We start from the raw sequence: 26,177 nt of genomic DNA on the forward strand, positions 1-26,177 counted from the left end.
CAGTGGAACACGTCGGACGTGCGGTGGATCCTGACAAGCGAATGTTGCGGCGAGAGTTCCTCGCGGTGAGGAACAGGTTGACGGCGGATGTCGTCAGGGATGCGGGCACGGCGCTGGCCGAGCGCGCGCTGGAGCTGCCCGAGCTGAGGCGTGCGCGCACGGTGGCGGCGTACGTCTCCGTGGAGAGCGAACCCGGCACGCTCGCGCTGCTGGACGCCCTGCACGCTCGCGGCGTGCGCGTGCTCCTGCCGGCGCTGCTGCCGGACAACGACCTGGACTGGGGCGCGTACACCGGGGAGGGCTCCCTCGCACGCGTCCAACACGGCGGAAAGATGGCGCTCTTCGAGCCCGCCGGCGAACGCCTGGGCCCGGACGCCGTGACGTCCGCCGACGTCGTCCTGCTGCCCGGGCTCGCGGTGGACGCGCGCGGGATGCGCCTGGGACGCGGCGGGGGGTCGTACGACCGCGTACTGGCCCGGCTGGAGCGGGCGGACGCGCACCCCGCGCTCGTGGTGCTCCTGTACGACTCGGAGGTCGTCGAGCGCGTCCCCGAGGAGGCGCACGACCGGCCGGTGGACGCGGTGGTGACCCCGTCGGGCCTGCGCCGCTTCAAGGCCGCCTGACCTCTCGCCCCTCCCCGGGTGGTCCCCCGATGCGAAGTGGCCCTCCACGCGCGCGTGGAGGGCCACTTCGGGGGACGTGCGGTCAGCGGCTCACGGCTTGAGGACGAGCGTGTCGCTCGTGCTGCCGTCGACCGCCTTCGCCGAGAACGACCACGGCAGCAGCTCGCCCTTGGCCCACTTGCCGGTCTGGTCGGTGTAGTGGGCGCTGTAGGCGTGCCCGGAGGCCCCGGTCAGATTGATCCACTTGGACTTGTCGAGATCGGCGAGGTTGACCACCATCCGCATCGACGGCACCCACACGACGCCGTAGCCGCCGGCCGCGTTCCAGCCGGACGCGTTGACCGTCGCCTCGCCGCCGCTGAGCCTCCAGGGGCCGCGGTTGAGGACGTACTGCAGGACGCCCGGGCCCTCGGTGCCCAGGGTCTGGTTCTTCAGGAACAGGCGGTGCAGCCGGCCCCAGCTCCAGGTGTCGATGTCCTTGCCGAGCTTGGCGGTCAGCTCCCAGCGGGCGTCGATCAGGGCGCGCTTGAACAGCTCGTCGCGGTTGTCGGCCTTGGGGCGGTCGCCCACTCCGGCCGGCGCCTTCCACCAGTCGCTGTCCGGCTTGTCCATGAGCTTGCGGACCACCTCGAACCAGCGGTCGCCGCCATCCGGCTGCGCCTGGTCGGCGTCGCGCTCGCCGCACTCGCGCACCTTGGCGTCGTCGTCCACCGGGCCGGTGTTGTCGATCTTGTCCACCCACAGGCACTGGCCCTTGACCCGCAGCTCCTTGGGCATCTTGTTGCCGAAGGCGAGCTTGAGGATGTTGCGCCAGACGGCGTTGAAGTAGGCGGCCGCCGCGGAGTCGGCGTCCTGGGTGTAGTCCCAGCCCTCCAGCAGCTTCTGAGCGTCGCGCACGTCCTTGTCGCCGAGGTTGATCTTCAGCAGCTTGGGCACGAGCAGCTTGGCGATCTCGCTGCTGTTGTCCAGCTGCATCTGGCGCATGTCGTCGGTCGAGATCTTGCCGTCGCCCTTGATCTTCGACTCGATCAGATCGGTTATCCGCTGGCTGCGGGCGCCGTAGCCCCAGTCCGTGGTGAGCGTGTAGGGGTACTTGTCCTTGTCGACGACGGCCTGGTTGGCGGTGACGATGTAGCCACGCGAGGGGTTGTACTCGTAGGGCAGCTCGTCCTGCTTGATGTAGCCGGTCCAGCGGTACTTGGAGTCCCAGCCCGGGGCCGGGATCGAGCCGTCGTCGCCCTGCGCGCGCGTGGGGATCTTTCCGGGCAGGGTGTAGCCGATGTTGTCCTTGTCGGCGTAGATCAGGTTCTGCGAGGGCACGTCGAACAGCGCGGCCGCGGCGCGGAAGTCGTTCCAGTCTCCCGCCCGGTCCATGGCGAAGACGGCGTCCATGGTGGTGCCCGGCTGCAGGGCCGTCCACTTCAGGGCGATGCCGTAGCCGTCGCCGCGGTCGGGTGCGGCGGTGTCGACGGTGGCCCTCCTGCCGACCTTGACGAGCTCGTCGTCGCGGTCGGACAGCAGCGGCATCCCGTCCGCGGTAAGGCGGACGACGATCTTCTTGGACTCGCCCCCGGCGACCTTGATCGTCTCCTCGCGGGAGGTGAAGGGCTTGACCTTGCCGTCGTAGAGGTAGCCGTCGCCGCTGAGCTTCTCCAGGTAGAGGTCGGTGACGTCGACCTCGGAGTTGGTCATGCCCCACGCGATGTCCGCGTTGTGGCCGATTATGACGCCCGGCATGCCGGCGAAGGTGTAGCCGGTGACGTCGTACTGGCACTTGGCGGAGACCGTGCGGCAGTGCAGGCCCATCTGGTACCAGACGGACGGCAGCGAGGGCGACAGGTGCGGGTCGTTGGCGAGCAGCGGATGCCCGGTGATGGTGTGGTTCCCGGCGACGACCCAGGAGTTGGAGCCGATGCCCTGGCCGTTCACGCCGACGGCCGCGGGGACGTTGTCCAGGACCTTGTAGAGGCCCGCCAGCTGGCTCGTGAGGGCCGAACCCGCGGTCGACGAGTGCGAGGTGCCGGTGGTGCCCGTCGTGCCCTGTGTGCCGCCCTGCCCGAACGTCTTGGTGACCGCGTCGTACTGGCCGGTCCGGACGATCGTCTTGTGGCGGCTGTACGGGTACTCGGGGTACAGGTCGGCGATCTGCTGGGGGCCGAGACGGCTGGTCATCAGGGCGCGGTCGATCTCGTCCTTCATGTTGCCGCGCAGGTCCCAGGCCATCGCCTTCAGCCAGGAGACCGAGTCGACCGGGGTCCACTGCTCGGGCTTGTAGTCGTTGGTGAACCCGAGGGCGGCGTACTCCAGGGAGAGGTCCTTGCCGTCCTTGCCCTCCAGATACGCGTTGACGCCCTTGGCGTACGCCTGGAGGTACTTCTTCGTGGCGGCCGACAGCTTGGAGTCGTACTCCTGCTTGGCGATCTTGTCCCAGCCCAGGGTGCGCAGGAACTCGTCGTTCCCGACCTGGCTCTTGCCGAACATCTCCGACAGGCGCCCGGAGGTCATGTGGCGGCGCACGTCCATCTCGTAGAACCGGTCCTGCGCCTGGACGTAGCCCTGCGCCATGAACAGGTCCTCGTCGGACGAGGCGTAGATCTGCGGGATGCCGTAGCCGTCCCGCTTCACGTCGACGGGGCCCGAGAGGCCCTGGAGTGTGATCGAACCCGTGGTCTGCGGGAAGGAGGCGCGGACCGTGCTGATGGACCAGTACGCCCCGTAGGTGACGCCTCCGATGATGGCCAGCACCAGCACGAGCACGATGAGTCGGGCTTTGCGCCCCTTCTTCCTGCCGGACTTGCCGGGCTTGTCACCCGTTGAGGCGGTGGTGTTGGGGGGCATCGCTGTCCTTGCTGTCCTAACGCGAGCGGCAGGCGGTCCTGGAGTGCTGGAGCAACCATAGGCGCAGGGCCCCGTGCCACTTGACGCGGAGTCGGTGAACCAGCGCGCACGGACGTTCGATCTTGCCTCGTGGAGTGTCAAGAAAACGTCAAGAGTTAGGTAAGGTAACAAAGTACTTGGGTGCGGAGTGCCGCAGCCTCGGGTCTTGTGTACGTGTGCCCGCGTGTCCCCCGCGCGCGGGGCAGCGAAGGGAACCGCCGCTGACTGTCCACCACCTCAACCAGCTCCTGCTCGTCTGCTCCCTCGTCCTGCTCGTCGCGGTCGCGGCGGTTCGGATCTCCTCGCGCAGCGGGCTCCCCAGCCTGCTCGTCTACCTGGGCATCGGCGTCCTCATGGGCCAGGACGGCATCGGGAACGTCCAGTTCAGCAACGCCGAACTGACCCAGCTCATCGGGTACGCGGCCCTGGTCGTGATCCTGGCCGAGGGTGGTCTCACCACGAAGTGGAAGGAGATCGAACCGGCCCTGCCGGCCGCCTCCACGCTGGCGCTGGTCGGGGTCGCGATCAGTGTCGGGGTCACGGCGGCGGGCGCGCACTACCTGATCGGGCTGGGGTGGCGGCAGGCGCTCATCATCGGCGCGGTGGTGTCCTCGACGGACGCGGCGGCGGTCTTCTCCGTGCTGCGCAGAATTCCCCTGCCCGCGCGCGTGACGGGCACCCTGGAGGCGGAGTCCGGGTTCAACGACGCCCCCGTGGTCATCCTGGTCGTGGCCTTCTCCCAGACCGGCCCGGTCCAGCACTGGTACGTGCTGCTGGGCGAGATAGCGCTGGAGCTGGGCATCGGCATGACCATCGGGCTCGCCGTGGGCTGGCTCGGCTCCTGGGGCCTGCGGCACGTGGCGCTGCCCGCCTCCGGCCTCTACCCGATCGCCGTCATGGCGATCGCGGTCACGGCGTACGCGGGCGGTGCGCTCGCGCACGGCAGCGGCTTCATCGCGGTCTATCTCGCCTCGATGGTGCTCGGCAACGCCAAGCTGCCGCACTGGCCCGCCACCCGCGGCTTCGCCGAGGGACTCGGCTGGATCGCCCAGATCGGCATGTTCGTCCTGCTCGGCCTGCTGGTCACCCCGCACGAACTGGGCGACGACATCTGGCCCGCCCTCGTCATCGGCCTCGTGCTGACCATGGTGGCGCGCCCGCTGAGCGTGGTGCTGAGCCTGGTGCCGTTCCGGGTGCCGTGGCAGGAGCAGACCCTGATGTCGTGGGCCGGCCTGCGCGGCGCCGTGCCCATCATCCTGGCGACCATCCCCATGGTGAACGGCGTCGACGCCAGCCACCGCATCTTTAACATCGTCTTCGTACTGGTCGTCGTCTACACCCTCGTCCAGGGGCCCACGCTGCCCTGGCTGGCGGGCAAGCTGCGCCTCGGCGACAGCCCGGAGGCCGCCGACCTGGGCATCGAGTCGGCGCCCCTGGAGCGGCTGCGCGGGCATCTGCTCTCCGTCGCGATCCCCGAGGGCTCGCGGATGAACGGCGTCGAGGTCAACGAGCTGCGGCTGCCCGCCGGGGCGGCCGTCACCCTCGTCGTCCGCGAGGGAGAGTCGTTCGTACCCCTGCCGACGACGGTGCTGCGGCACGGGGACGAACTGCTCGTGGTCGCCACGGACCCCGTCCGGGACGCCGCGGAGCGCCGGCTGCGCGCGGTCGCCCAGGGCGGCAAGCTGGCCGGATGGCTCGGCCTGGGCCGGAACGGCGCCGGCTCCCGTTAAGGGCGTGTTTCGTACGGTTCACACCACTGCCAATCCCAGGTGAACACACCCGATGGTGCTCATTTTCATAGGTGTACGGCGAGTTGCCCCCTGTACGATGAAGGCACCCTGATCGAACCAACTCTGCCTGACGCAGAGCTGGCGCGACCGTATGGCGGCCGGACCGCTCTCCTCTGCACGTGGGCGCCGGTATCTACCGCAGTTCCGCGCAAGAGGACAGCTCTCGGCGCACCCCGCACGGCGACCAGCCGGACAAGGGGCCGCGCTACCAGGCGGCAGAAAGGCACGGGCCGTGGCATCCACGGTCACCACCGAGCCGTCGAAGAACTCGGCTGCACCGTCCCGCCCGGGATACGGACAGCTGCTGCGCACCCGCGGCGCCTGGACGTTCCTGCTCCCCGGCTTCGCGGCACGCCAGCCGTTCGCGATGCTCACCCTCTCCATCGTGCTGCTGGTGCAGCACACCACCGGGTCCTACGGCGCCGCGGGCGCAGCCGCGGCCGCCACCGGTGTCTCCATGGCACTGTTCGCGCCCTACAGCGGCCGTCTCGCCGACCGCCACGGCCAGCGCGCCGTGCTGCTCCCCGGCATCCTCGTGCACACCCTGTCCGCCCTGACCCTGACGGCGCTCGCCCTGGCCCACGCACCCCTGTGGGCGCTGTTCGTCGCGGCCGTGCCCACCGGCGCCTCGGTGCCACAGATCGGCCCCATGGTGCGCGCCCGCTGGGGCGTGAAGCTCCAGGACTCGCCCCTGATGGCCACCGCGGCCGCCTTCGAGTCCGTCACGGACGAGCTGACCTTCGTCGTCGGCCCGCTGCTGGCGACCGCGCTGTGCACCGCCGTGGACCCGGCCGCCGGCCTGATCACGGAGGCCGCATTGACCCTGTTCGGCGGCCTGCTGTTCGCCGCGCGGAAGAGCACCCAGCCGCCGGTGACCGACGCCGGGCACGCGCGCGTGAAGCACGCCTCCGCGCTCCGCGTCCCCGGGGTGCGGGTGCTGGTGGTGACCTTCCTGGGCATCGGGTCGGTCTTCGGCGGCATGCAGGTCGGCCTCGCCGCGTTCACCGAGTCGATCGGCGAGCCCGGCCTGAACGGCGTCCTGTACGGCACCTTCGCGGCGGGCAACATGCTCTCCGGGATCGCCTGCGGCGCGATCGCCTGGAAGGTCGCCCCGCAGCGGCGCCTCGTCCTCGGCTACACGGCCCTCGCGCTGACCGCCTCCGCCCTGTGGACCGCCCACTCGGCGCTCGTCCTGGCGGGCCTCGGCCTCCTCGTCGGCATGTGCATCGCCCCCGCCTTGATCACCGGCTACACCCTGGTCGAGGGCCTGGTCCCGGCCGGTGCCCGCACCGAGGCCTTCACCTGGCTGACCGGCGCGGTCGCCCTGGGCCAGGCGGCCGCGGTCACCGTGGCCGGGCAGCTGGAGGACCGCCTCTGGGACGGTGCCGGATTCCTGGTTCCGATGGCCGGTACCGTGCTCGCCCTGGCGACCCTGGTGGCGCTGCGCTCGCTGCTGGCCGCCCGGCCGCGGACCCGCACCGTCGCACGTGGCGTCGGTCACCGCGTGCCGGTGACGGTGGACTGATCCCCGGGAATACGTCACTATGGACCGTCGTTAGCACTCATCGAGTAAGAGTGCCAGGAGGAAGACAGTGCCGACGTACCAGTACCAGTGCACCGAGTGCGGCGAGGGCCTCGAGGCGGTGCAGAAGTTCACCGACGACGCCCTGACCGAGTGCCCCAACTGCGGTGGCCGCCTCAAGAAGGTGTTCTCCGCGGTCGGCATCGTCTTCAAGGGCTCCGGCTTCTACCGCAACGACAGCCGTGGCTCCTCGTCGAGCAGCAGCCCGGCGTCGAAGTCCTCGTCGAGCTCCTCCTCGTCGGCCTCGACGAGTTCGACGAGCTCGTCGAACTCCTCGGCGTCCGACTCGAAGCCGTCGTCGAGCTCCACCAGCAGCTCCGCCGCCTGAGACTCCTCCCCGCAGACCCTGCCGTCGCCCGACGGCAGGGTTTCGGTGTTCCCCGGGACCGGCTCCCCCGCGTTTGCGCAGCCAGCTAATGTGCTCGTCATGGCGAACGCAGAGATCGGTGTGATCGGCGGATCGGGGTTCTACTCGTTCCTCGACGACGTGACCGAGGTCCAGGTGGACACCCCCTACGGTGCACCCAGCGACTCCCTCTTCCTCGGCGAGATCGCCGGCCGACGGGTCGTCTTTCTGCCCCGGCACGGACGCGGACACCATCTGCCGCCGCATCGCATCAACTACCGCGCCAACCTCTGGGCCCTGCGCTCCCTGGGCGTCCGCCAGGTCGTCGGGCCCTGCGCGGTCGGCGGTCTGCGCCCCGAGTACGGGCCCGGCACGCTGCTCGTGCCGGACCAGCTGGTGGACCGCACGAAGTCCCGGGTGGGCACGTACTTCGACGGGCTGCCGCTGGCCGACGGCACCGTGCCGAACGTGGTGCACGTGTCCCTGGCCGACCCCTACTGCCCCACCGGGCGGGCCGCCGCACTGAAGGCCGCCCGTGGCCGGGACTGGGAGCCCGTGGACGGCGGCACGCTGGTCGTGGTCGAGGGGCCGCGCTTCTCCACCCGCGCCGAATCGCTCTGGCACCAGGCGCAGGGCTGGTCCGTGGTGGGCATGACCGGCCACCCGGAGGCGGCGCTCGCCCGTGAACTGGAGCTCTGCTACACGTCCTTGACGCTCGTCACCGACCTCGACGCGGGCGCGGAGACCGGCGAGGGAGTCTCGCACGAGGAGGTCCTGCGGGTGTTCGCGGCCAACGTGGACCGGATGCGGGGCGTCCTGTTCGACGCGGTGGCGGCACTGCCGGACAACGCCGCGCGGGACTGCCTGTGCGCGAACGCGCTCGGCGGGATGAATCCGGGATTCGAGCTGCCGTGACCACGGGGTCCGAGCCGGCGCGACCACGGGATCCGAGCTGCTGTGACCACGGTCTGACCACGGTCGGGTGAGCGAGTTGTCCACAACCCGCCAGTAGCCCACCGGCTCCGGCGAGCTTCGGCGCGAGGCCTCATCGTGGTTTCGCAAGCCGATTCCTCGTCGCAGGTGGTGGTTCCCGTGCCCGTCGCTCCCTCCCCGTCCTTCCCCTCGCCCTCTCCCCTTCCCTCCCCGCGCCCGCTGGGCACCGACGCTCCCGCCACGTGCGAGGTCCCGCACTTCGCGCCGGTGCGGGTGCGCGGCGGGCGGTATCGGCTGCAACGGCTCGTGCGGCATCGCCGGCGGGCCGTGGCGGCCGGGCTCGCCGTCACCGCGGCAGCGCTCGTGGCCGCCGGACCGCGCGCCGCGACGGATCGGGACCAGGGCGAGCGGGCACGCGGGCATCCGGTGGCGGAGCCCGCACGACGTCACCGTGCGGTGGAGGTGGTCACCGCGGCCGTACGGATCGCGGATGCCGCCACCGTCCGGCTGCTGCGGCCCGGCGACCGGGTCGACGTGATCGCCGCCGAGGATCCGGCCGCGGGCGGGGATGCCCGGGTGATCGCGCGCGGTGCGCGGGTGACAAGGCTCCCGGAGCCCCTGGACGGCGCCGCGGAGAGCGGGGCGCTGGTCGTGCTCTCGGTGCCGCGTTCGACCGCGGCGCGTCTCGTCGGCGCGAGCGCGACCGCCCGGCTGGCGGTGACGCTGTGCTGAGCACCCGCCACCGTCCGCCCGGCGACATCCCTTTTCGCCATCGGACCGAGCCATGGAACCGGACAGGAGGCGAGCCGAGGAACTGGACAGGATGGCGGCATCGTGCCGTAGGTTGCGGAGCGTTTCGTTCCACACCCTGTGCGCGCGAGGAGAGTCTCCGAGGTGAGCAAGAGGAAGGAACCGAGCATATGGGAGGGCTTCAAGGCCTTCCTGATGCGCGGCAACGTCGTCGATCTGGCGGTCGCGGTGGTCATCGGCGCGGCCTTCACGAACATCGTGAACTCGCTGGTGAAGGGCATAATCAACCCGCTGGTCGGCACGATCGGCACACAGAACCTCGACAACTACCGCTCGTGCCTGAGCTCGTCGTGCCAAGGCACCCACGGCATCCAGTTGCTGTGGGGCTCCGTCCTCGGTGCCACGCTCAGCTTTGTGATCACCGCGACGGTGGTCTACTTCCTGATGGTGCTGCCGATGGCGAAGTACCTGGCCCGGGTGGAGGCCCGCCGCAAGGCCCGGGAGGGCACGCAGGAGGTCATCGAGGTGACGGAGCTGGAGGTGCTCCAGCAGATCCGCGACGAGCTGATCGCACAGCGCGGCGCCTCGGGCCGCGGCGAACGGTAGCGGCGCAGTTCTCGCCAGGGCGGGCTCAGAGGTGGTGGGGCGGCTTCTCGTCGAGGAACCGCTTCAGGTCGGCGGCGCTGTCGCCGTCCCCGCGCTCGCCCCAGCCGCGGTCCGTGTCGTCCGAGGACTGCTGGTTCAGCGGGTCGTCGAAGACCAGCGCGGACCTCGGGTCACGCGGCTCGGGGGCGGGGTCGCTGCTCATGCCTCAAGGGTACGGGCCCGCGTCCCTCCCCCCGCCTTTCGTCCCCCGGTCCGCTTGTGAATCCATGCACAAGATGTCGGTGAATTTTCATGCTGTGCTGGGAGGCATGATGTCGAGTTCCGCTTCGGCGCCCGCCTCCTCCCCGGGCGGGCAGCAGCCCCTTGGACCCCTGCGCCGGCTCACCGCACGCGGGCGCGACGAGGCACACCGTGTCGCCTCGCCGCTCGAACTCTTCTTCGACCTGTGCTTCGTCGTGGCCATCGCGCAGGCCGGCGTCCAGCTCGTGCACTCAGTGGCCGGGGGTCACGCGGGTCACGGCATCCTGAACTACGCGTTCGTGTTCTTCGCCATCTGGTGGGCCTGGATGAACTTCACCTGGTTCGCCTCGGCGTACGACAACGACGACGTGCTGTACCGGGCCGTCACGCTGGTCCAGATCGCCGGCGTCCTCGTCCTGGCCGCCGGCGTCTCCCGGGCGTTCCAGGACCACAACTACCTGGTGGTGTTCCTCGGCTACGTCATCATGCGGCTGGCGATGGCCACGCAGTGGCTCAGAGCCGCGAGATCGGCCCGTGGCGCGGAGAGAGCCATGGCCCTGCGGTACGCCGGTGGGGTCCTGGCGTGCCAGGTGGGCTGGGTCGGCCTGGTGCTCCTGCCGGAACCCGCGCGCCCCTGGCTGTTCCTGGTCATGGCGATCGCGGAGTTGTGCGTGCCGGTGTACGCGGAGAGGGCCTGCGCCACGTCCTGGCATCCGCACCACATCGCCGAACGGTACGGGCTGTTCACGATCATCGTGCTCGGCGAGACGATCGCCGCGGCCACGGTCGCCGTGAAGTCGGCCGTGGACGAGCACGACGCGCTGGGCGAGCTGCTGCCGATCGCGGCGGGCGGTCTGCTGATCGTCTTCTCCGCGTGGTGGATCTATTTCGCGGTGCCGATCCACGGGCATCTGCGCTCCAACAAGCAGTCGTTCCTGTGGGGCTACGGCCACTACCTGATCTTCTCCTCGGCCGCCGCAATCGGCGCCGGTCTGGAGGTGGCGGTCGAGCAGGCGGTCGGCAAGGCGCACATCTCCGTCCTGTCCGCCTCGGCGGCCGTCACCCTGCCGACGGCGCTGTATCTGCTCACCGTCTGGGCGTTGCACTCGCGCCACTTCAAGATCGGCACAGCCCAGCAGCTGGTGCTGCCGGTCACGGCGCTGCTGGTGATCTGCTGCACCTTCCTGGGCGACTGGGCGGTGCTCGCGGCGGGCCTGGTGTCGGCGCTGGCCGTGGTGACGGGGGTGATCCTGACGGCGCGGACGGGCGCCCGCGAGGGCGGCGCGAAGGCGACCGCGACCGCCGCGTGAGCCCTCCTGCGCGGCCCGGGCCGGTACAGACTGGCTGCCATGACAGTTGACGCATTGACGGACGTGGCCGGACTGCGGGTGGGGCACGCGACACGCAGCGGCGACGGCTGGCTCACGGGCACCACGGTGATCCTCGCTCCCGAGGGCGGCGCCGTCGCCGCCGTGGACGTGCGCGGCGGTGGCCCTGGCACCAAGGAGACCGACGCCCTCGACCCGCGCAACGTGGTACAGAAGGTCGAGGCGGTCGTGCTGACCGGCGGCAGCGCGTACGGGCTCGACGCGGCGTCCGGGGTGATGGCCTGGCTGGAGGAACAGGGGCGCGGAGTCCCGGTCGGGCCCGACCCGGCGCATGTTGTCCCGGTGGTGCCCGCCGCCTGCCTCTTCGACCTCGGCCGGGGCGGGAACTTCCGGGCCAGGCCGGACGCGTCGACGGGCCGGGCAGCGGTCGAGGCGGCCGCGGCGAGCGCACCGGGCGCGCCGGTGCCGCAGGGGTGTGTGGGGGCCGGTACGGGCGCAGCGGTGAAGTGGCTGAAGGGCGGGGTCGGCACCGCGAGCACCGTCCTGGACTCGGGGATCACGGTGGCCGCGCTGGTGGTCGCCAACGCCGTGGGATCGGTGCTGGATCCGGAAACGGGGGTGTTGTACGGGGAGTTGTTCCAGGGGCGGGTGGAGTATCCGGAGGCGCGGGTGCACGAGGCCGCACGCCGGCGCCTTGCCGAGGCCGCCGCGAAGAACACCCCTCCGGTGCTGAACACCACGCTCGCCGTGGTCGCCACCGACGCGGAACTCTCCAAGGCGCAGGCGCAGAAGGTGGCCGGCACCGCGCACGACGGCATCGCGCGCGCCGTGCGCCCGGTGCATCTGCTGAACGACGGCGACACCGTGTTCGCGCTGGCCACGGGAGCGCGCCCGCTCGACGCCGAGCGCCCGCTCGCGCTCAACGACATCCTCGCGGCCGGCGCGGACCTCGTGACGCGCGCGATCGTCCGCGCCGTACGCGCCGCCGAGTCGGTGGACGGGCCGGGCGGAACGTGGCCGTCGTACGGGGAGTTGTACGGCTCCCGGTAACGAGCCGCTGCCGTCCGCGGATTGTCCCGGTTCTGTCACGTGGTGGTGTTCAGGGGGGTTGGAGGGAACCCGCGCGGGCTGCGGTTCCCTCTTTCTCCACGCACTGGAGCGGATCACCCACATCACACGAAACTGGAGCAGCCCGTGACAACGCCGGACATTGCAGCGCGGCGCGCACTGGGGGCCTGTGCCGCCCTGATGGTCGGCGCCCTCACCCTCACCGCCTGCGGCGGCAATGCCAACGCCAACAGCGACGACTCCAAGGGCGGCAAGGACTCGGCCAAGACGTCCTCGGCGCAGATAGCCATCTCGGCCAAGGACGGCTCGACCAGCGCGTCCATCAACGCCACCGGCGTGAAGGTCAGCGGCGGCAAGCTGACCGAGGTGAAGATGACCGTGGCAGGGTCGGGGCAGGCCGTGCCGGGCACGATCTCGGCCGACGGCGCCACCTGGAAGCCGAAGGAGCAGTTGGAGCGCGGGACCAAGTACCAGATCTCGGCGACCGCGAAGGACACCAACGGGCATACGTCCGCGGCCAATTCCATCTTCACCACGGTGACGACGGCGAACAGCTTCATCGGCACGTACACGCCGGACAACGGCACGACGGTCGGTGTCGGGATGCCGGTGTCGTTCAACTTCGACAAGGCCATCACCGACAAGAAGGCCGTGCAGTCGCACATCACGGTGACCTCCAGCAGTGGCCAGCAGGTGGTCGGCCACTGGTTCGGGGCGCAGCGGATCGACTTCCGGCCCCAGGAGTACTGGAAGGCCGGTTCCAAGGTCACGATGAAGATCGACCTGGACGGGGTCCAGGGCGCGAACGGCGTCTACGGCGTGCAGAAGAAGAAGGTGACCTTCACCGTCGGGCGCTCGCAGGTCTCCACGGTCGACGTCAACACGCAGACGATGACGGTGGTGCGGGACGGCAGGACGGTCAGGTCGGTCCCGATCTCGTCGGGCAGCCCGGAGCACACCACGTACAACGGGCAGATGGTGATCTCCGAGAAGTTCGTGCAGACGCGCATGAACGGATCGACGGTGGGCTACGGCGGCGAGTACGACATCTCGGACGTGCCGCACGCGATGCGCCTGACGACGTCCGGCACGTTCGTCCACGGCAACTACTGGTACAACCAGGGCAACCCGCCCTTCGGCCGCCAGGGCACCAGCCACGGCTGCGTAGGACTCCAGGACGTGCGGGGCGCGCAGGGGAGCACGACCGCCAAGTGGTTCTACGACAACTCGCTCATCGGGGACGTCGTGATCGTGAAGAACTCCCCCGACAAGACGGTGTCCCCGGACAACGGGCTCAACGGCTGGAACATGTCGTGGAGCGAGTGGCAGGCGGGCAGCGCCGCCTGATCGGGAAGTGCCCTCTGACTGGCTTGTTCTGACGGGTTGTCGGGCCGTGCGGGAACCATCCGCGCGGCCCGCGCGTTTTCCCGACGTACGTTTTCTCGGTTCCCGGACATGATGTCCGACCGAGGGGCTACGGTATGCACCCACAAGGTGACATGCAGCAACGCCGGGAGCAACCTTGAGCGTTCCGTACGAGACGACAGCGTACGAACCAGCCGAGTCGCCCGAGTCTCCGGAGGAGCACCTCGCGCGACTCCTCCGTCGCGCCCTGAACTCCTTCGAGCTGCCCGACGAGGCCATACGACAGCTCGACTGCGCCCTGGCGCACGACAGTTCGCTGCACTCCGCGCACCACAGCTCGGGGCTGCACCGCGAGACGTACCGGCACACCTGGCTGCTCTCCGACGGCTCGGCCATCACCCTCTGGGAGCTCGTCCACAACACCGCACCCGGCAGCGAGCCCCAGCACGAGGTGTATGTGGACGAGGAGGAGCTGCGCGCCGCGACCGCCCGGCTGCGGCTGCCGCCGGACGCGCCGGACTTCGAACTGCCGGTGCTGACACAGCTGTCGCCGATTCTCGAGCCACGACACGTGTATGTTCCGGACGACTCGGCGGACCACGCGCGCCGGCTTCTGCGCCGCGCGGAGAACCCGGACCGGCCGGGCACGGAGATGGCCGCGCTGCTGACGACGGCGTTCGCGCACCAGATCACCCAGGCCTTCGGCCGCCCGGGGCGGGCCGGCCGGGTGGGGCTGTGCTTCTCGCTCTACGAGCACGCTTTCCTGCTGCGCGACGGCGAGGAACTCTCCCTCTGGGAGGTCGAGCACACGGCGACGCCCGACGGACGGCACATGTGCGAGGTGTACATGTCGGAGGACGCAGCCCGCGACGCCATGGAGCGCCGGGCGGCACGGCAGGCCTGAGGCATTTCCCCCGAGACCCTTCCCCCGAGGCGCTCCTCCGAGGCGCTTCTCTTGAGGCCTAGCGCTCGTCGAGCCGTCGCATCAGGCCCGCGAACGCGTCCTTCTCCGCCGGGGTCAGTTCGACGGACTCCCTGTGGGGCGGGGCCTGGCGCTGATGCGGGAGGGCCTGGAGCACGGGACCCGAGCGCCGTACGACGGCCACGGCGCGGGCGCGACGCCGGGTGCGCAGGAGGATGACCCAGGTGGCGGTCACCAGGGCCAGGCCGACCACGCCGGTCAGCTGGAGAATCGAGACGTGCTCAGGCATGCGCCCAGTACACACCACGGCCCGGGACTTTGGTCCCGGACCGTGACGTATCTCGCAGGTGCCGTGAACGACTCACAGCGCCCGAAAGGGACAGGGGGCGAAGAGTAAAAGGGGTCAAGGGGTCAAGGGGGCGAGGGCGGCGGGCCGTTACGCCGCCACCGGCTGCTGCGCCTCCGACTTCGCCGTAGTCGCGTTCGCCGTCGGCCCGGTGCTGACGGACTGCTTGCGCATGCCCTTCAGGATGACCACCAGCGCCGTCGTGACGCACACACCGGTCGCGATGGCGACCAGGTAGAGGAACGGGTTGCCGATCAGCGGGACCACGAAGATGCCGCCGTGCGGGGCGCGCAGGGTGGCGCCGAAGGCCATCGACAGGGCGCCGGTGACCGCACCGCCGACCATCGCCGACGGGATGACGCGCAGCGGGTCGGCCGCGGCGAACGGGATGGCGCCCTCCGAGATGAAGGAGGCGCCCAGGACCCAGGCGGCCTTGCCGTTCTCGCGCTCGGTCTGGGTGAAGAGCCTGCCGCGCACGGTGGTGGCCAGGGCCATCGCCAGCGGCGGGACCATACCGGCCGCCATGACCGCGGCCATGATCTTCATCGCGGAGTCGCTGGGGCTCGCGACCGCGATGCCGGCCGTGGCGAAGGTGTACGCGACCTTGTTGACCGGGCCGCCGAGGTCGAAGCACATCATCAGGCCGAGCAGGGCGCCGAGCAGGATGGCGTTGGTGCCGGTGAGGCCGTTCAGCCAGTCCGTCATGCCCTTCTGGGCGGACGCGATGGGCTTGCCGATCACGACGAACATCAGGAATCCGACGATCGCCGAGGAGATCAGCGGGATCACCACCACCGGCATGATGCCGCGCAACGCCGCCGGGATGTCGATCCGCTGGATCGCCATCACCACGCCACCGGCGATCAGACCGGCCGCCAGACCGCCGAGGAAGCCCGCGTTGATGGTGAGGGCTATGGAGCCGCCGACGAAGCCGGGGACGAGGCCTGGGCGGTCCGCCATGCCGTAGGCGATGTATCCGGCGAGGACCGGGACGAGGAAGGCGAAGGCCACGACGCCGATCTGGAAGAACAGCGCGCCCCAGCTGTCGGTCTGCGTCCACACGAAGTGGTCCATCACCGACGGCGCCTTGTTGATCTTGTAGCCGCCGATCGCGAAGCCGAGGGCGATCAGCAGACCGCCGGCCGCGACGAACGGGACCATGTAGCTGACGCCGGACATCAGCCACTTGCGGAGCTTGGTGCCGTAGCCCTCGGTGGAGTCGCCCGCGCGCTCGACCGGCGTGGCGGGCGCGGAGCCCGCCGTCACCTCGCCGCGCTCGGCCTTGGCGCGCACCTCGGCGATCAGCTCGGCGGGACGGTTGATGCCCGCCTTCACGCCGACGTCGACCGTGGGCTTCCCGGCGAAGCGGTCCTTGTCGCGCACCGGGACGTCGTGCGCGAAGATCACCGCGTCCGCCGCAGCGATCACGGCCGGGTCGAGCCGGGTGAAGCCGGCCGAGCCCTGCGTCTCGACGAGGACCTCGACGCCCGCCTCGCGGCCCGCGTGCTCCAGCGACTCGGCCGCCATGTAGGTGTGGGCGATGCCGGTCGGGCAGGAGGTGACGGCGACGACACGGAACGCGCGCTCGCCGCCCGCGCCGGAGGCACTCGGCGTGGCGCCCTGTGCCGTACTGCCCGCCGCGGCGCCGGCGGAGGCCGCCCCCGGCGCCGCAGCGGTGCCTTCGGAGGCGCCCGCGGCAGCGCCCTCACCCGCATCCGCCTCTGCCTCGCCCGCGGGCACCTTGTCGCCGCGGATCAGCGCGGCCGCCGCGCCCGCGTCGCCCGCCGAGCGCAGCGCGTCGGTGAACTCGGTGTTCATCAACTGCCGGGCCAGCGAGGACAGGATCGTCAGATGGGCGTCGTCGGCACCGGCCGGGGCCGCGATCAGGAAGACGAGGTCGGCCGGGCCGTCCGCCGCGCCGAAGTCGATCCCGGCGGCGCTGCGCCCGAAGGCCAGCGTCGGCTCGGTCACATACGTGCTGCGGCAGTGCGGGATGCCGATGCCGCCGTCCAGGCCGGTCGGCATCTGTGCCTCCCGGGCGGCCACGTCGGCGAGGAAGCCCTCCAGGTCGGTCACCCGGCCCAGGGCCACCATGCGCTCGGCGAGGGCACGCGCCGCCGCTTCCTTGGTGTCGGCGGACAGGTCGAGGTCGACCAGGTCCGCGGTGATCATGTCGCTCATCGCGGGCTCCTATGCACGCGTATCGCCCGTGGAGTGCAGTGGGCGGGAGTGGGGACGGGGGTGCTGCGGGGGAAAGCGGGGGGTGTGGGGAGTTCGGTGGATCCGAAGAGTGCGGGGGTGGTGGGGATGGTGGGGGTCATGGGGGTCGTGGCGAGTAAGGGGGAGCGGTGCCACGTCCGGTCCACAGCCGTCGTACGGCGTCTCGTGCGTTCGTTCATGACACCGGCTCCGTCAGTTCGCGGTCCGCCGGGACCTGCGCCGTGACCGTCACCGCCGCGGGGTCCAGGTCGGTCGGCGTGGGCATCACGCTGCCGGGCAGCTGGACGGCGGCGGCGCCGTGCGCGACGGCGGAGGCGAGCGCCTCGGGCCCGCTGCCGCCCGCGACCAGGAAGCCGGCGAGGGAGGCGTCGCCCGCCCCGACATTGCTGCGTACGACGTCCACCCGGGCGCTTGCGAACCAGGTACCCGCGTCGTCCACGAGCAACTGCCCGTCGGCGCCCAGGCTTGCGAGCACGGCGCGCGCGCCCATCTCGCGCAACTCCTCGGCCGCCTTCACCGCGTCGCCCACGGTCGCCAGGGGACGCCCGACGGCCTCCGCGAGCTCCTCGGCGTTCGGCTTCACCACGTCCGGACGCTCACGCAGCGCCTCGATCAGCGCGGGCCCCGACGTGTCCAGCGCGATGCGCGCGCCCGCGGCGTGCACCCGGGCGACCAGATCGGCGTACCACGCCGGCGCGAGGCCCCTCGGCAGGCTTCCGCAGCAGGCGATCCAGTCGGCGTCGCCCGCGTGCTCGCGGACCGTCTCGAACAGCAGCTCCTGCTCGGCCGACGACAGCTCCGGCCCCGGCGCGTTGATCTTGGTGAGCACCCCGTCCGCCTCCGCGAGCGCGATGTTCGAGCGGGTGGCTCCGGCTACCGGCACCGGCGCGACCTCGATGCCCTGCGCGTCGAGCAGGTCGGCGACGAGCGCTCCCGGCGCACCCCCGAGCGGCAGCACCGCGACCGTGCGACGGCCGGCGGCCGCGACGGCGCGCGACACGTTCACGCCCTTGCCGCCGGGGTCCATGCGCTCGCCGGTGGCGCGGATGACCTCGCCACGCTCCAGCGAGGGAACCTCGTAGGTGCGGTCGAGGGACGGGTTGGGGGTGACGGTGAGGATCATGCGCGCACTACTTCCGTGCCGCCGCGCTCGATGGCGGCGGTGTCTTCGGGGCTCAGCCCGCTGTCGGTGATCAGCAGGTCCACGTCGCTCAGGTCGCCGAAGCGGGCGAAGTGCTCCTGGCCGTGCTTGGCGGAGTCGGCGAGCAGGACCACGCGGCGGGCCGCGGCGACCGCCGCGCGCTTCACCGCGGCCTCGGCGAGGTCGGGGGTGGTCAGACCGTGCTCGACGGAGAAGCCGTTGGCGGCGACGAAGAGGACGTCCGCCCTGATCTCGCCGTATGCGCGCAGCGCCCAGGCGTCGACGGCGGCGCGCGTGCGGTGTCGTACGCGCCCTCCGACGAGGTGGAGCTGGATGCCGGGGTGGTCCGCGAGGCGGGCCGCGATCGGCAGGCTGTGCGTGACGACGGTGAGCGTCGCCTCCAGGGGGATGGCCCCGGCGAGGCGGGCGACCGTCGTACCGGCGTCGAGGATCAGCGTGCCCTCGGTCGGCAACTCGGTCACGGCCGCCTTGGCGATGCGGTCCTTCTCGTCGGTCGAGGTGGACTCGCGCTCGGCGAGGTCCGGTTCGAAGTCGAGGCGCCCGGCCGGGATGGCACCGCCGTGCACCCGGCGGACGAGGCCGGCGCGGTCGAGGGCCTTCAGATCCCGGCGGATCGTCTCCGCCGTCACCTGGAACTCCTCGGCGAGCGACACCACGTCCACCCGGCCGCCCTCACGGGCGAGCCGGAGGATCTCCTGCTGTCGCTCCGGTGCGTACATGTCCGCTTGCCTCCGACCGATGCCCGAACTTGTGGTTTCGCTTGGATGCTACGCCTGGATTTCTGGAAAGTAAACAGGTTCGGGCCTGATTCGGGCATGAACGGACGTCCCACTCTGCCCGGACACACGAAAGGGCCCGGCACTCGGGTGCCGGGCCCTTCCTCAGCAGGGGCTCAGTGCACGAGCGCGGGCTCCTCCTCCACCAGGAGCTGCTCGCTCGCGTCGTCCCCGCCGCCTTCCAGATGCTGAGCCGGCCGCTTCGGCAGCGCGAACATCAGCAGGAAGATCACGCCCAGCACCGCGGCGACCCAGCCCAGCGCGTGCTGGAAGGCGTTCACGAAGGCCGGTCCCACCTGGGCCGGGGTCAGCCGGTCACCGATCTCGCCGAAGAACACCACCGAAACCAGCCCGAGCCCGAGCGCATTGCCCATCTGCTGCACGGTGTTGATCAGCCCGGAGGCCGAACCGGCGTGCTCGCGCGGCACCCCGGAGAGCACCGCGTCCGTCAGCGGGGCGACGATCAGACCCATGCCCGCGCCCATCACGACGAGCGGGAGCGCCATCTGCCAGGAGGCGATGCCGAGGCCGTAGCGCTCGGACTCCGCCAGGTAGATCAGGACGCCGATCGCCATCACCAGCGCGCCCGCCTGGAGCACCTTGCGGCCGAACCGCGGGACCAGCTTCTGCACGGACATCCCGGCCGCCACGGAGACCGCGATCGAGAAGGGCACCCCGGTCAGACCGGCCCGCAGCGGGCTCCAGCCGAGGCCCACCTGCATGTACAGCGTCCACACCAGGAAGAAGATGCCGAGCGAGACCCCGAACACGGTCTGCACCGCGATGCCCGCCGCGAAGCTCTTCACCCTGAACAGCGACAGTTCCACCAGCGGGGAGCCGTCCCGCGCGCTCTTGCGCCGCTCGTAGGCCACCAGCGCCCCGAAGACGACGAGCGAGCCGGCCATCGACACATGGCCCCACAGCGGCCAGCCCAGCTCACGGCCGCGGGTGAGCGGGTAGAGCAGCATCAGCAGGCCCAGCGTCACCAGCGCGACACCGACCAGGTCCAGCTTGAGCGCCTTCGGTGCCTTGGACTCCGAGATGAAGCGGCTGCCGAGGATCAGGGCGGCGATGCCGACCGGCAGGTTGATGAGGAAGATGGGCCGCCATTCGAGGCCGAACAGGTTCCACTCCGTCAGCAGCGCGCCGAGCAGCGGGCCGGAGACCGCGCCCAGGCCGACGATCGCGCCGAAGAGGCCGAAGACCTTGCCGCGCTCGTGCGCCGGGAAGGTGGCGTGCACGATCGACAGGACCTGCGGCACCATCATCGCCGCCATGCCGCCCTGCAGGATGCGGGAGGCGACCAGCATCTCCGGGTTCGCTGCGAAGCCGCACAGCGCGGAGGCGAGGGTGAAGCCGCCGATGCCGATCAGGAACATACGGCGGCGGCCGTGAATGTCGCCGAGACGACCACCGGTGATCAGGCCGGCCGCGAACGCGAGCGCGTAACCGGCGGTTATCCACTGGATCTGGCTGAAGGAGGCGCCCGCGTCCTGCTGGATCGACGGAATCGCGATGTTGACGATCGTGACGTCGACAAGGTCCATGAAGGCCGCGGTCATCACGATCGCGAGGGCGAACCAGCGGCGGCGGTCGGCCGCCGAGCCGGTGCTGCCGGCGAGGGTTTCGGTGGAGGTCATGGAATGAAGGTAGGACCCCAGTAGGTCAGATCGTGTCCTAGTTGTGCGGCATCCTCGACAACATGACGACGGACACTCCGGCTCGGCTTCTTCAGCTCCTCTCCCTCCTCCAGACGCCCCGCGAATGGCCCGGCGGCGAGCTCGCCGACCGGCTGGGGGTGTCGCGCCGCACGGTCCGGCGGGACATCGACCGGCTGCGGGAGCTCGGCTATCCCGTGCAGGCGACCATGGGCGCCGACGGCGGCTACCGGCTGGTCGCCGGAAAGGCCATGCCGCCGCTCGTGCTCGACGACGAGGAGGCGGTGGCGATCGCGGTCGGGCTGCGGGCCGGCGCCGGGCACGCGGTGGAGGGGGTGGACGAGGCGTCGGTGCGGGCGCTGGCCAAGCTGGAGCAGGTGCTGCCCTCGCGGCTGCGCCACCGGGTGTCGACGCTCCAGGCCGCGACGACGCCGCTGACCAGCGGGGACGGGGCGAGCATCGCGCCCGAGACACTGACCGTGATGGCGTCCACCGTGGCCGGGCGGGAGCGGCTGCGCTTCGCCTACCGGGCCGGGGACGGCACCGAGTCACGCCGGCTGACGGAGCCGTACCGGCTGGTGTCGACCGGGCGCCGCTGGTACCTCGTGGCGTACGACCTCGACCGGGACGACTGGCGCACCTTCCGCGTCGACCGGGTCAGCGAACCGTTCGCCACCGGGGCGCGGTTCACGCCGCGGGAGCTGCCGACCGGGAGCGCGGCGGAATATCTGCGGCGGTCGATCCAACGGCGGCAGGAGACATACGAGTTCACGGTCGCCTTCACCGCGCCGGCGGACGACGTCGCCGCGCGTCTGCCGCACTGGCTCGGCACGCCGGAGCCGGCCGGCGAACAGGGCTGCGTCGTGCGGGGCGCCACCGGGGACCCCGTGGAGTGGCTGGCGGTCCGGCTGGCGATGACGGGCCTCGACTTCACCGTCCGGGTGCCTGCGGAACTCATCGACTGTGTACGGGAGTTGGGTGCGCGCCTGAGCAGAGCGGGAGGTGCCTGAGCGGCCGTACGGCCACTCCCTGCCCGCCTGCCTCGCCCTACCCGTCGGCCTCCCCCGCACCCGCACCCGTAAGCGCACCCCAGGGAAAGTCCCGCAACGCCGCGAGGTTCCGCAGTGCCAGTGCCGCCGGTCCCTCCGGGCCCGAAGGCGGGGCGGACGTCGCGGCCCAGGACTCGACCGCCACGCGCACCGCGGCGCCCACGACCGCGGCGGTGAAGCGGAGTTCGGGGGTGGGAGTGATGCCGACGGCAACGTTGTCGACTGGCATCCTGCGGGCAAAGTTGTCGGCCGCCCCGGCGGCAGCCGCCCGTGCCGCCAGGACCTCCGCCAGCGTCTGCTCCGACGCCTGGCACACCTCCGCCCACACCTTGCCCAGGGCGGGGCTCGTTCGGGCCAGCCCGATGAGGGTGCGGACCCACTCCCAGGAGGCGGCGGAGACGCCGACGCCGGGGGTCAGGGTGTGGCGCACCGCGTGCTCCAGGGCCTCCGGAACCGGCAGCGCGGCAGGGGCCGCACGGACCGCCTCCACCCAGCGCTGGGCGCCCGCCCCGTAAAGGGGGGCCACCGCCTCCTCCTTGGTGGCGAAGTAGCGGTAGAAGGTGCGCGGGGCGACCCCGGCGGCTTGAGCGATGTCCTCGGCGCGTGTGGCGCGCAGCCCCTGGCCGACGAAGAGCCGGGCCGCCGCCCGGGCGATCTCCATCCGGGTCTCCGCCTTGCGGCGCTCCGTCAGGGATATCGGAGGCGCGGCGGGAAAGGGCTGGTCAGAGGAGTGGTCGGCGGGGCTGGGGGTGCTCACTTCGGCAGGCTATGCCCATGTGGCAGAATCTGCCATCCGGCGGGCCACCCCGGGGTTCAGGTACGGGGTGACCCGCCGATTCAACGTGCCCGGCCACAGGCAATGGCACAGCCCCTGGCGCAGGCCACGGCACGAGCCTGGCGCGCCACGGCACAAGCCCGACGCAGGCTCTGGCACAAAAAGGAGCCGAGCTCCGGCACCCGGGGGGAGTGGCGCCGAAGCCCGGCTCTGGGAAGGTCCCGGCGCCGGGGGGGAATGCGTCGGGACGCGTGGCTCAGGGTGGTCGTGGGGTCGAGGGAGTGCGGTCCCGATCCCCGAACTCCTGGGCCCTGAAGGGTTGTTCCCTGGGCCCCGTGAGTTGAAGCGGCGGTACAGAGCCATGTTTGCGCGGTCTTCCGCCACCCGGCGTACGCGGGAGACAGTGGCCGTACGCCCGTACGCCACTCGGCGCCCATGGAGCCACACACGCCCCCACGTGCCCGCTCCGGTGAACGCCGGTGCCGTACGCCCGTGCCGCTGAGCGATCGCGTCGAAGCCGCTACGCCACCGCGTCGAACCCGGTGTCGCGCGCCAGCTTCTTCAGTTCGAGCAGCGCGTGCTTCTCGATCTGGCGGATGCGTTCGCGCGTCAGCCCGTGTTCCTTGCCGACCTCGGTGAGCGTGCGCTCCCGGCCGTCCTCGATGCCGTACCGCATCTTGATGATGGAGGCCGTGCGCTGGTCGAGCCGGCCGATCAGCCCGTCCAACTCCTCGCTGCGCAGGAGCGTGAGGACCGACTGCTCGGGGGAGACCGCCGAGGTGTCCTCCAGCAGGTCGCCGAACTGGGTCTCGCCCTCGTCGTCCACCGCCATGTTCAGCGAGACCGGGTCACGGGCCCAGTCGAGCACGTCGGTAACGCGTTCCGGGGTGGAGCCGAGCTCGGCGGCGATCTCCGCGGGCTCGGGTTCGCGCCCGTTCTCGCGGTTGAACTCGCGCTGCACGCGGCGGATCCGGCCGAGCTCCTCCACCAGGTGGACGGGCAGTCGGATCGTGCGGGACTGGTCCGCTATCGAGCGGGTGATCGCCTGGCGGATCCACCAGGTGGCGTACGTGGAGAACTTGAAGCCCTTGCGGTAGTCGAACTTCTCCACCGCGCGCACCAGACCGGCGTTGCCCTCCTGGATCAGGTCGAGCAGGGGCAGACCGCTGCGGGGATAGCGTCGGGCCACCGCCACGACCAGCCGGAGGTTGGAGCGGATGAAGATGTCCTTGGCGCGCTCCCCCGCGGCGACCAGTGCCTCGAGTTCCTCGCGGCTGGCGTCCGTGGCGGACTCCTCGTCTCCGTCGAGGACCTGTCGCGCGAACACACCCGCCTCGATGGTCTGGGACAGCTCGACCTCCTTGGCGGCGTCGAGCAGCGGTGTGCGCGCGATCTCGTCGAGATACATGCCGACCAGGTCGCGGTCGGCGATCTCGCCGCCATGGGCGCGAACACTGCTTGCCGCGTCGGCCGTCTCGCCGGTGGCGGACTGACGACGGGCGACGGCACGGGTTGCCATGCGTGCTCCCTTGCGATGGTGGGGTCAGCGGGCGGTCCTGGACGCCCGGCACTCCGAGAACTCCTGGGACTCTGGTCGAGTGCCCTGCGTCCGATGGAAACAACGACTGGAATCCGGACAGAATTCCCAACCCGCCCCCCGATTTTTCTGATCATGCAGTACCCTGCGCGCCACACAGGGAGGCGATATGCCGTCGGAACCTACAGAGGTGCAGGTCAGGCCAGGAGCCGAGGCTGACCTCGAAGCCCTCACGGACATCTACAACCACTACGTACGTGAGACACCGATCACCTTCGACACCGCCGTCTTCACGCCGGAAGAGCGACGTCGCTGGCTGCTCTCCCACCCGGAAGACGGCCCGTACCGGCTGATGGTTGCCATGGCCGCGGACTCACAGGAGATTCTGGGCTACGCCACATCCAGCCCTTACCGGGCGAAGCCCGCGTACTCCACCTCCGTGGAGGTAACGGTCTACCTGGCCCCGCACGCCGGGCGACGCGGCATCGGCACGCTCCTGTACGAAGCCCTCTTCAAGGCCCTGGAGAGCGAGGACCTGCACCGCGCCTACGCCGGCATCGCCCAGCCGAACGAGGCGTCCACGCGACTGCACGAACGCTTCGGGTTCCGGTACGTCGGTACGTATGGCGAGGTGGGCCGCAAGTTCGGCAGGTACTGGGACGTGGCCTGGTACGAGAAGGAGCTGTGACCCCCGGGAGGAAGCAACCGTGATCCCCGGGAGGGATCAGCCGAACTGCACCGACCGCTTCGCCATCCCCATCCAGAAGCCGTCGATCATCGACTTCTGTGCGTCGAGCTCACCGCCGGCCTCCGCCGCGCCCATGGTGACGAACAGCGGGGCGAAGTGCTCGGTGCGCGGGTGGGCGTACCGGCCGGCCGGGGCCTTGTCGAGGAAGTCCAGCAGGGCGTCCCAGTCGCGGGCCTCCAGCGCGCGCCGGCCCCAGTCGTCGAACTCGGAGGACCAGCTGGGCACGCCGCCTCCCGTGTGCCGCAGCGCGGCCAGGTTGTGGGTGAAGAAGCCCGACCCGACGATCAGCACGCCCTCGTCGCGCAGCGGGGCCAGCCTGCGGCCGATCTCCATCAGCTTCACCGGGTCGAGGGTGGGCATGGAGATCTGCAGGACGGGGATGTCGGCCTCGGGGAACATCTCGGCCAGCGGGACGTACGCGCCGTGGTCGAGGCCGCGGTCCGCGATGTCCTGGACGGGCGTGCCGGGGGCGCGCAGCAGCTTCCGTACGGACTCCGCGAGCTCCGGTGCGCCGGGAGCGCCGTACGTCACCTGGTAGTAGCGCTCCGGGAAGCCCCAGAAGTCGTACACGAGAGGGACAGCCTGCGTGGCACCGAGAGCGAGGGGGGCCTCCTCCCAGTGGGCGGAGACCATGAGGATCGCCCTGGGCCGGGGCAGGTCGGCGGACCAGGCGGCGAGCTGGCCGGGCCAGATCGGGTCGTCGGCCAGCGGCGGGGCTCCGTGGCTGAGGTAGAGGGCGGGCATGCGCTCCTGGGCGGCGGCGGACATGACGGCGGCTCCCTCCGACGGATCCCACGGACCCATTGCTTTAACTCTCAAGCTTCATTGAACACACTACGCCGCACTTGTTCAAGTTTCAAGGAGATTCCTCGTACAGTGGACCGCATGAACACGGCATCCGAATCCGCCGCGGACAGCCGCTGGCTCACCACCGAGGAGCAGCGCGTCTGGCGCTCGTATCTGCACGCCACCACCCTGCTCGAAGACCACCTCGACCGTCAGCTGCAGCGCGACGCGGGCATGCCGCACATCTACTACGGCCTCCTCGTCCAGCTCGCCGAGGCCCCGCGCCGCCGGCTGCGGATGACCGAGCTGGCCATGAAGGCGAAGATCACCCGCTCCCGTCTCTCGCACGCGATCGCCCGTCTGGAGAAGAGCGGCTGGGTACGGCGGGAGGACTGCCCCTCCGACAAGCGGGGCCAGTTCGCGGTGCTCACCGAGTCGGGCACCGAGGTGCTGCGACGCACCGCGCCGGGCCATGTGGCCGCCGTACGCCAGGCGCTGTTCGAGCGCCTCAGCCCGGAACAGCAGAAGACCCTCGGCGAGATCATGGAGATCGTCGCCGAGGGTCTTCAGCCGGACGAAGCGGGTGCGGACCTGCCCTGGCTCCGCTGAGTCGTTCCGCTCACTCGCGGAGCCGGTCGGAGCCGGGGCAGGTCCTTAGGGGTCGTACGTACGGGGTTCCCCCTCCGCATA

General features: G+C 70.8%; 24 protein-coding genes. 14 read left to right on the plus strand and 10 right to left on the minus strand.

Annotated elements, in window-relative coordinates:
- Window positions 1–41: 41 nt before the first annotated feature.
- A complete protein-coding gene (locus ACZ4EG_RS31045; RefSeq protein WP_453555261.1) occupies window positions 42–623 on the plus strand; it encodes a 5-formyltetrahydrofolate cyclo-ligase in 582 nt (193 codons plus the stop codon).
- A gap of 90 nt (window positions 624–713) precedes the next feature.
- On the opposite strand, the gene ACZ4EG_RS31050 is transcribed toward ACZ4EG_RS31045, so the two are convergent.
- Window positions 714–3,461, minus strand: coding sequence for a penicillin acylase family protein (locus ACZ4EG_RS31050; RefSeq protein WP_467792899.1), 2,748 nt, complete (start codon window positions 3,459–3,461; stop codon window positions 714–716).
- Window positions 3,462–3,676: 215 nt separating this feature from the next.
- Here ACZ4EG_RS31050 and ACZ4EG_RS31055 point away from each other — a divergent pair, with 215 nt between their 5' ends.
- From ACZ4EG_RS31055 to mscL, 6 genes are all read left to right on the plus strand, one after another.
- On the plus strand, window positions 3,677–5,230 hold the full coding sequence (locus tag ACZ4EG_RS31055; RefSeq protein ID WP_467792900.1) for a potassium/proton antiporter: 1,554 nt from the start codon (window positions 3,677–3,679) through the stop codon (window positions 5,228–5,230).
- A gap of 292 nt (window positions 5,231–5,522) precedes the next feature.
- Window positions 5,523–6,815, plus strand: a complete 1,293-nt coding sequence (locus tag ACZ4EG_RS31060; protein WP_467792901.1) for an MFS transporter — start codon at window positions 5,523–5,525, stop codon at window positions 6,813–6,815.
- Window positions 6,816–6,882: 67 nt separating this feature from the next.
- A complete protein-coding gene (locus tag ACZ4EG_RS31065) occupies window positions 6,883–7,200 on the plus strand; it encodes an FmdB family zinc ribbon protein (RefSeq protein WP_467792902.1) in 318 nt (105 codons plus the stop codon).
- A 99-nt stretch (window positions 7,201–7,299) separates the two neighbouring features.
- A complete protein-coding gene (locus ACZ4EG_RS31070; RefSeq protein ID WP_467792903.1) occupies window positions 7,300–8,133 on the plus strand; it encodes an S-methyl-5'-thioadenosine phosphorylase in 834 nt (277 codons plus the stop codon).
- Window positions 8,134–8,310: 177 nt separating this feature from the next.
- Complete coding sequence (locus tag ACZ4EG_RS31075; RefSeq protein WP_467792904.1) at window positions 8,311–8,883, plus strand: hypothetical protein; 573 nt, start codon at window positions 8,311–8,313, stop codon at window positions 8,881–8,883.
- A 162-nt stretch (window positions 8,884–9,045) separates the two neighbouring features.
- On the plus strand, window positions 9,046–9,507 hold the full coding sequence (gene mscL / locus ACZ4EG_RS31080; protein WP_467792905.1) for a large conductance mechanosensitive channel protein MscL: 462 nt from the start codon (window positions 9,046–9,048) through the stop codon (window positions 9,505–9,507).
- A 25-nt stretch (window positions 9,508–9,532) separates the two neighbouring features.
- Here mscL and ACZ4EG_RS31085 read toward each other — a convergent pair whose 3' ends face one another.
- Window positions 9,533–9,709 carry a hypothetical protein gene (locus tag ACZ4EG_RS31085; RefSeq protein WP_467792906.1) on the minus strand — a complete coding sequence of 59 codons (177 nt, stop codon included), beginning with the start codon at window positions 9,707–9,709 and terminating at the stop codon, window positions 9,533–9,535.
- Between the two features lie 106 nt (window positions 9,710–9,815).
- On the opposite strand from ACZ4EG_RS31085, the gene ACZ4EG_RS31090 reads away from it, so the two are divergent.
- The 4 genes from ACZ4EG_RS31090 to ACZ4EG_RS31105 all read left to right on the plus strand — a co-directional run bounded on the left by ACZ4EG_RS31090 (window position 9,816) and on the right by ACZ4EG_RS31105 (window position 14,412).
- On the plus strand, window positions 9,816–11,057 hold the full coding sequence (locus ACZ4EG_RS31090) for a low temperature requirement protein A (RefSeq protein WP_467792907.1): 1,242 nt from the start codon (window positions 9,816–9,818) through the stop codon (window positions 11,055–11,057).
- Window positions 11,058–11,096: 39 nt separating this feature from the next.
- A complete protein-coding gene (locus tag ACZ4EG_RS31095) occupies window positions 11,097–12,125 on the plus strand; it encodes a P1 family peptidase (protein WP_453555278.1) in 1,029 nt (342 codons plus the stop codon).
- A 144-nt stretch (window positions 12,126–12,269) separates the two neighbouring features.
- On the plus strand, window positions 12,270–13,490 hold the full coding sequence (locus ACZ4EG_RS31100; RefSeq protein ID WP_467792908.1) for a L,D-transpeptidase: 1,221 nt from the start codon (window positions 12,270–12,272) through the stop codon (window positions 13,488–13,490).
- A gap of 175 nt (window positions 13,491–13,665) precedes the next feature.
- Entirely contained in the window at window positions 13,666–14,412 is a 747-nt protein-coding gene (locus ACZ4EG_RS31105; protein ID WP_453555282.1) for a DUF6227 family protein, read from the plus strand.
- Window positions 14,413–14,470: 58 nt separating this feature from the next.
- Here ACZ4EG_RS31105 and ACZ4EG_RS31110 read toward each other — a convergent pair whose 3' ends face one another.
- The 5 genes from ACZ4EG_RS31110 to ACZ4EG_RS31130 all read right to left on the minus strand — a co-directional run bounded on the left by ACZ4EG_RS31110 (window position 14,471) and on the right by ACZ4EG_RS31130 (window position 20,574).
- A complete protein-coding gene (locus ACZ4EG_RS31110; RefSeq protein WP_390709835.1) occupies window positions 14,471–14,719 on the minus strand; it encodes a hypothetical protein in 249 nt (82 codons plus the stop codon).
- A gap of 147 nt (window positions 14,720–14,866) precedes the next feature.
- Window positions 14,867–16,957, minus strand: coding sequence for a PTS fructose transporter subunit IIABC (locus tag ACZ4EG_RS31115; protein ID WP_467792909.1), 2,091 nt, complete (start codon window positions 16,955–16,957; stop codon window positions 14,867–14,869).
- Window positions 16,958–17,171: 214 nt separating this feature from the next.
- The gene (pfkB, locus tag ACZ4EG_RS31120) at window positions 17,172–18,119 is read right to left on the minus strand and encodes a 1-phosphofructokinase (protein WP_467792910.1); all 948 of its coding nucleotides are present in this window, start codon (window positions 18,117–18,119) and stop codon (window positions 17,172–17,174) included.
- Window positions 18,116–18,877, minus strand: a complete 762-nt coding sequence (locus tag ACZ4EG_RS31125) for a DeoR/GlpR family DNA-binding transcription regulator (protein ID WP_363302278.1) — start codon at window positions 18,875–18,877, stop codon at window positions 18,116–18,118. Before ACZ4EG_RS31125 ends, pfkB begins: the two co-directional genes overlap by 4 nt.
- A 173-nt stretch (window positions 18,878–19,050) precedes the next feature.
- The gene (locus tag ACZ4EG_RS31130; RefSeq protein ID WP_467792911.1) at window positions 19,051–20,574 is read right to left on the minus strand and encodes an MFS transporter; all 1,524 of its coding nucleotides are present in this window, start codon (window positions 20,572–20,574) and stop codon (window positions 19,051–19,053) included.
- A 62-nt stretch (window positions 20,575–20,636) separates the two neighbouring features.
- Here ACZ4EG_RS31130 and ACZ4EG_RS31135 point away from each other — a divergent pair, with 62 nt between their 5' ends.
- Window positions 20,637–21,602, plus strand: a complete 966-nt coding sequence (locus ACZ4EG_RS31135; RefSeq protein ID WP_467792912.1) for a helix-turn-helix transcriptional regulator — start codon at window positions 20,637–20,639, stop codon at window positions 21,600–21,602.
- A 37-nt stretch (window positions 21,603–21,639) separates the two neighbouring features.
- Here the strand turns inward: ACZ4EG_RS31135 and ACZ4EG_RS31140 are convergent, their stop codons facing one another.
- The gene (locus ACZ4EG_RS31140; protein WP_467793073.1) at window positions 21,640–22,302 is read right to left on the minus strand and encodes a TetR/AcrR family transcriptional regulator; all 663 of its coding nucleotides are present in this window, start codon (window positions 22,300–22,302) and stop codon (window positions 21,640–21,642) included.
- A gap of 634 nt (window positions 22,303–22,936) precedes the next feature.
- Window positions 22,937–23,935: a sigma-70 family RNA polymerase sigma factor gene (locus ACZ4EG_RS31145; RefSeq protein ID WP_390709829.1), complete on the minus strand. Its 999-nt coding sequence runs from the start codon at window positions 23,933–23,935 to the stop codon at window positions 22,937–22,939.
- Window positions 23,936–24,122: 187 nt separating this feature from the next.
- Here ACZ4EG_RS31145 and ACZ4EG_RS31150 point away from each other — a divergent pair, with 187 nt between their 5' ends.
- Entirely contained in the window at window positions 24,123–24,641 is a 519-nt protein-coding gene (locus ACZ4EG_RS31150) for a GNAT family N-acetyltransferase (protein ID WP_453555292.1), read from the plus strand.
- A 36-nt stretch (window positions 24,642–24,677) separates the two neighbouring features.
- Here the strand turns inward: ACZ4EG_RS31150 and ACZ4EG_RS31155 are convergent, their stop codons facing one another.
- Complete coding sequence (locus ACZ4EG_RS31155; RefSeq protein WP_467792913.1) at window positions 24,678–25,469, minus strand: dioxygenase family protein; 792 nt, start codon at window positions 25,467–25,469, stop codon at window positions 24,678–24,680.
- Window positions 25,470–25,586: 117 nt separating this feature from the next.
- On the opposite strand from ACZ4EG_RS31155, the gene ACZ4EG_RS31160 reads away from it, so the two are divergent.
- On the plus strand, window positions 25,587–26,096 hold the full coding sequence (locus ACZ4EG_RS31160; protein WP_467792914.1) for a MarR family winged helix-turn-helix transcriptional regulator: 510 nt from the start codon (window positions 25,587–25,589) through the stop codon (window positions 26,094–26,096).
- Window positions 26,097–26,177: the final 81 nt, after the last annotated feature.

Source organism: Streptomyces sp. NPDC025638 (assembly GCF_055558775.1).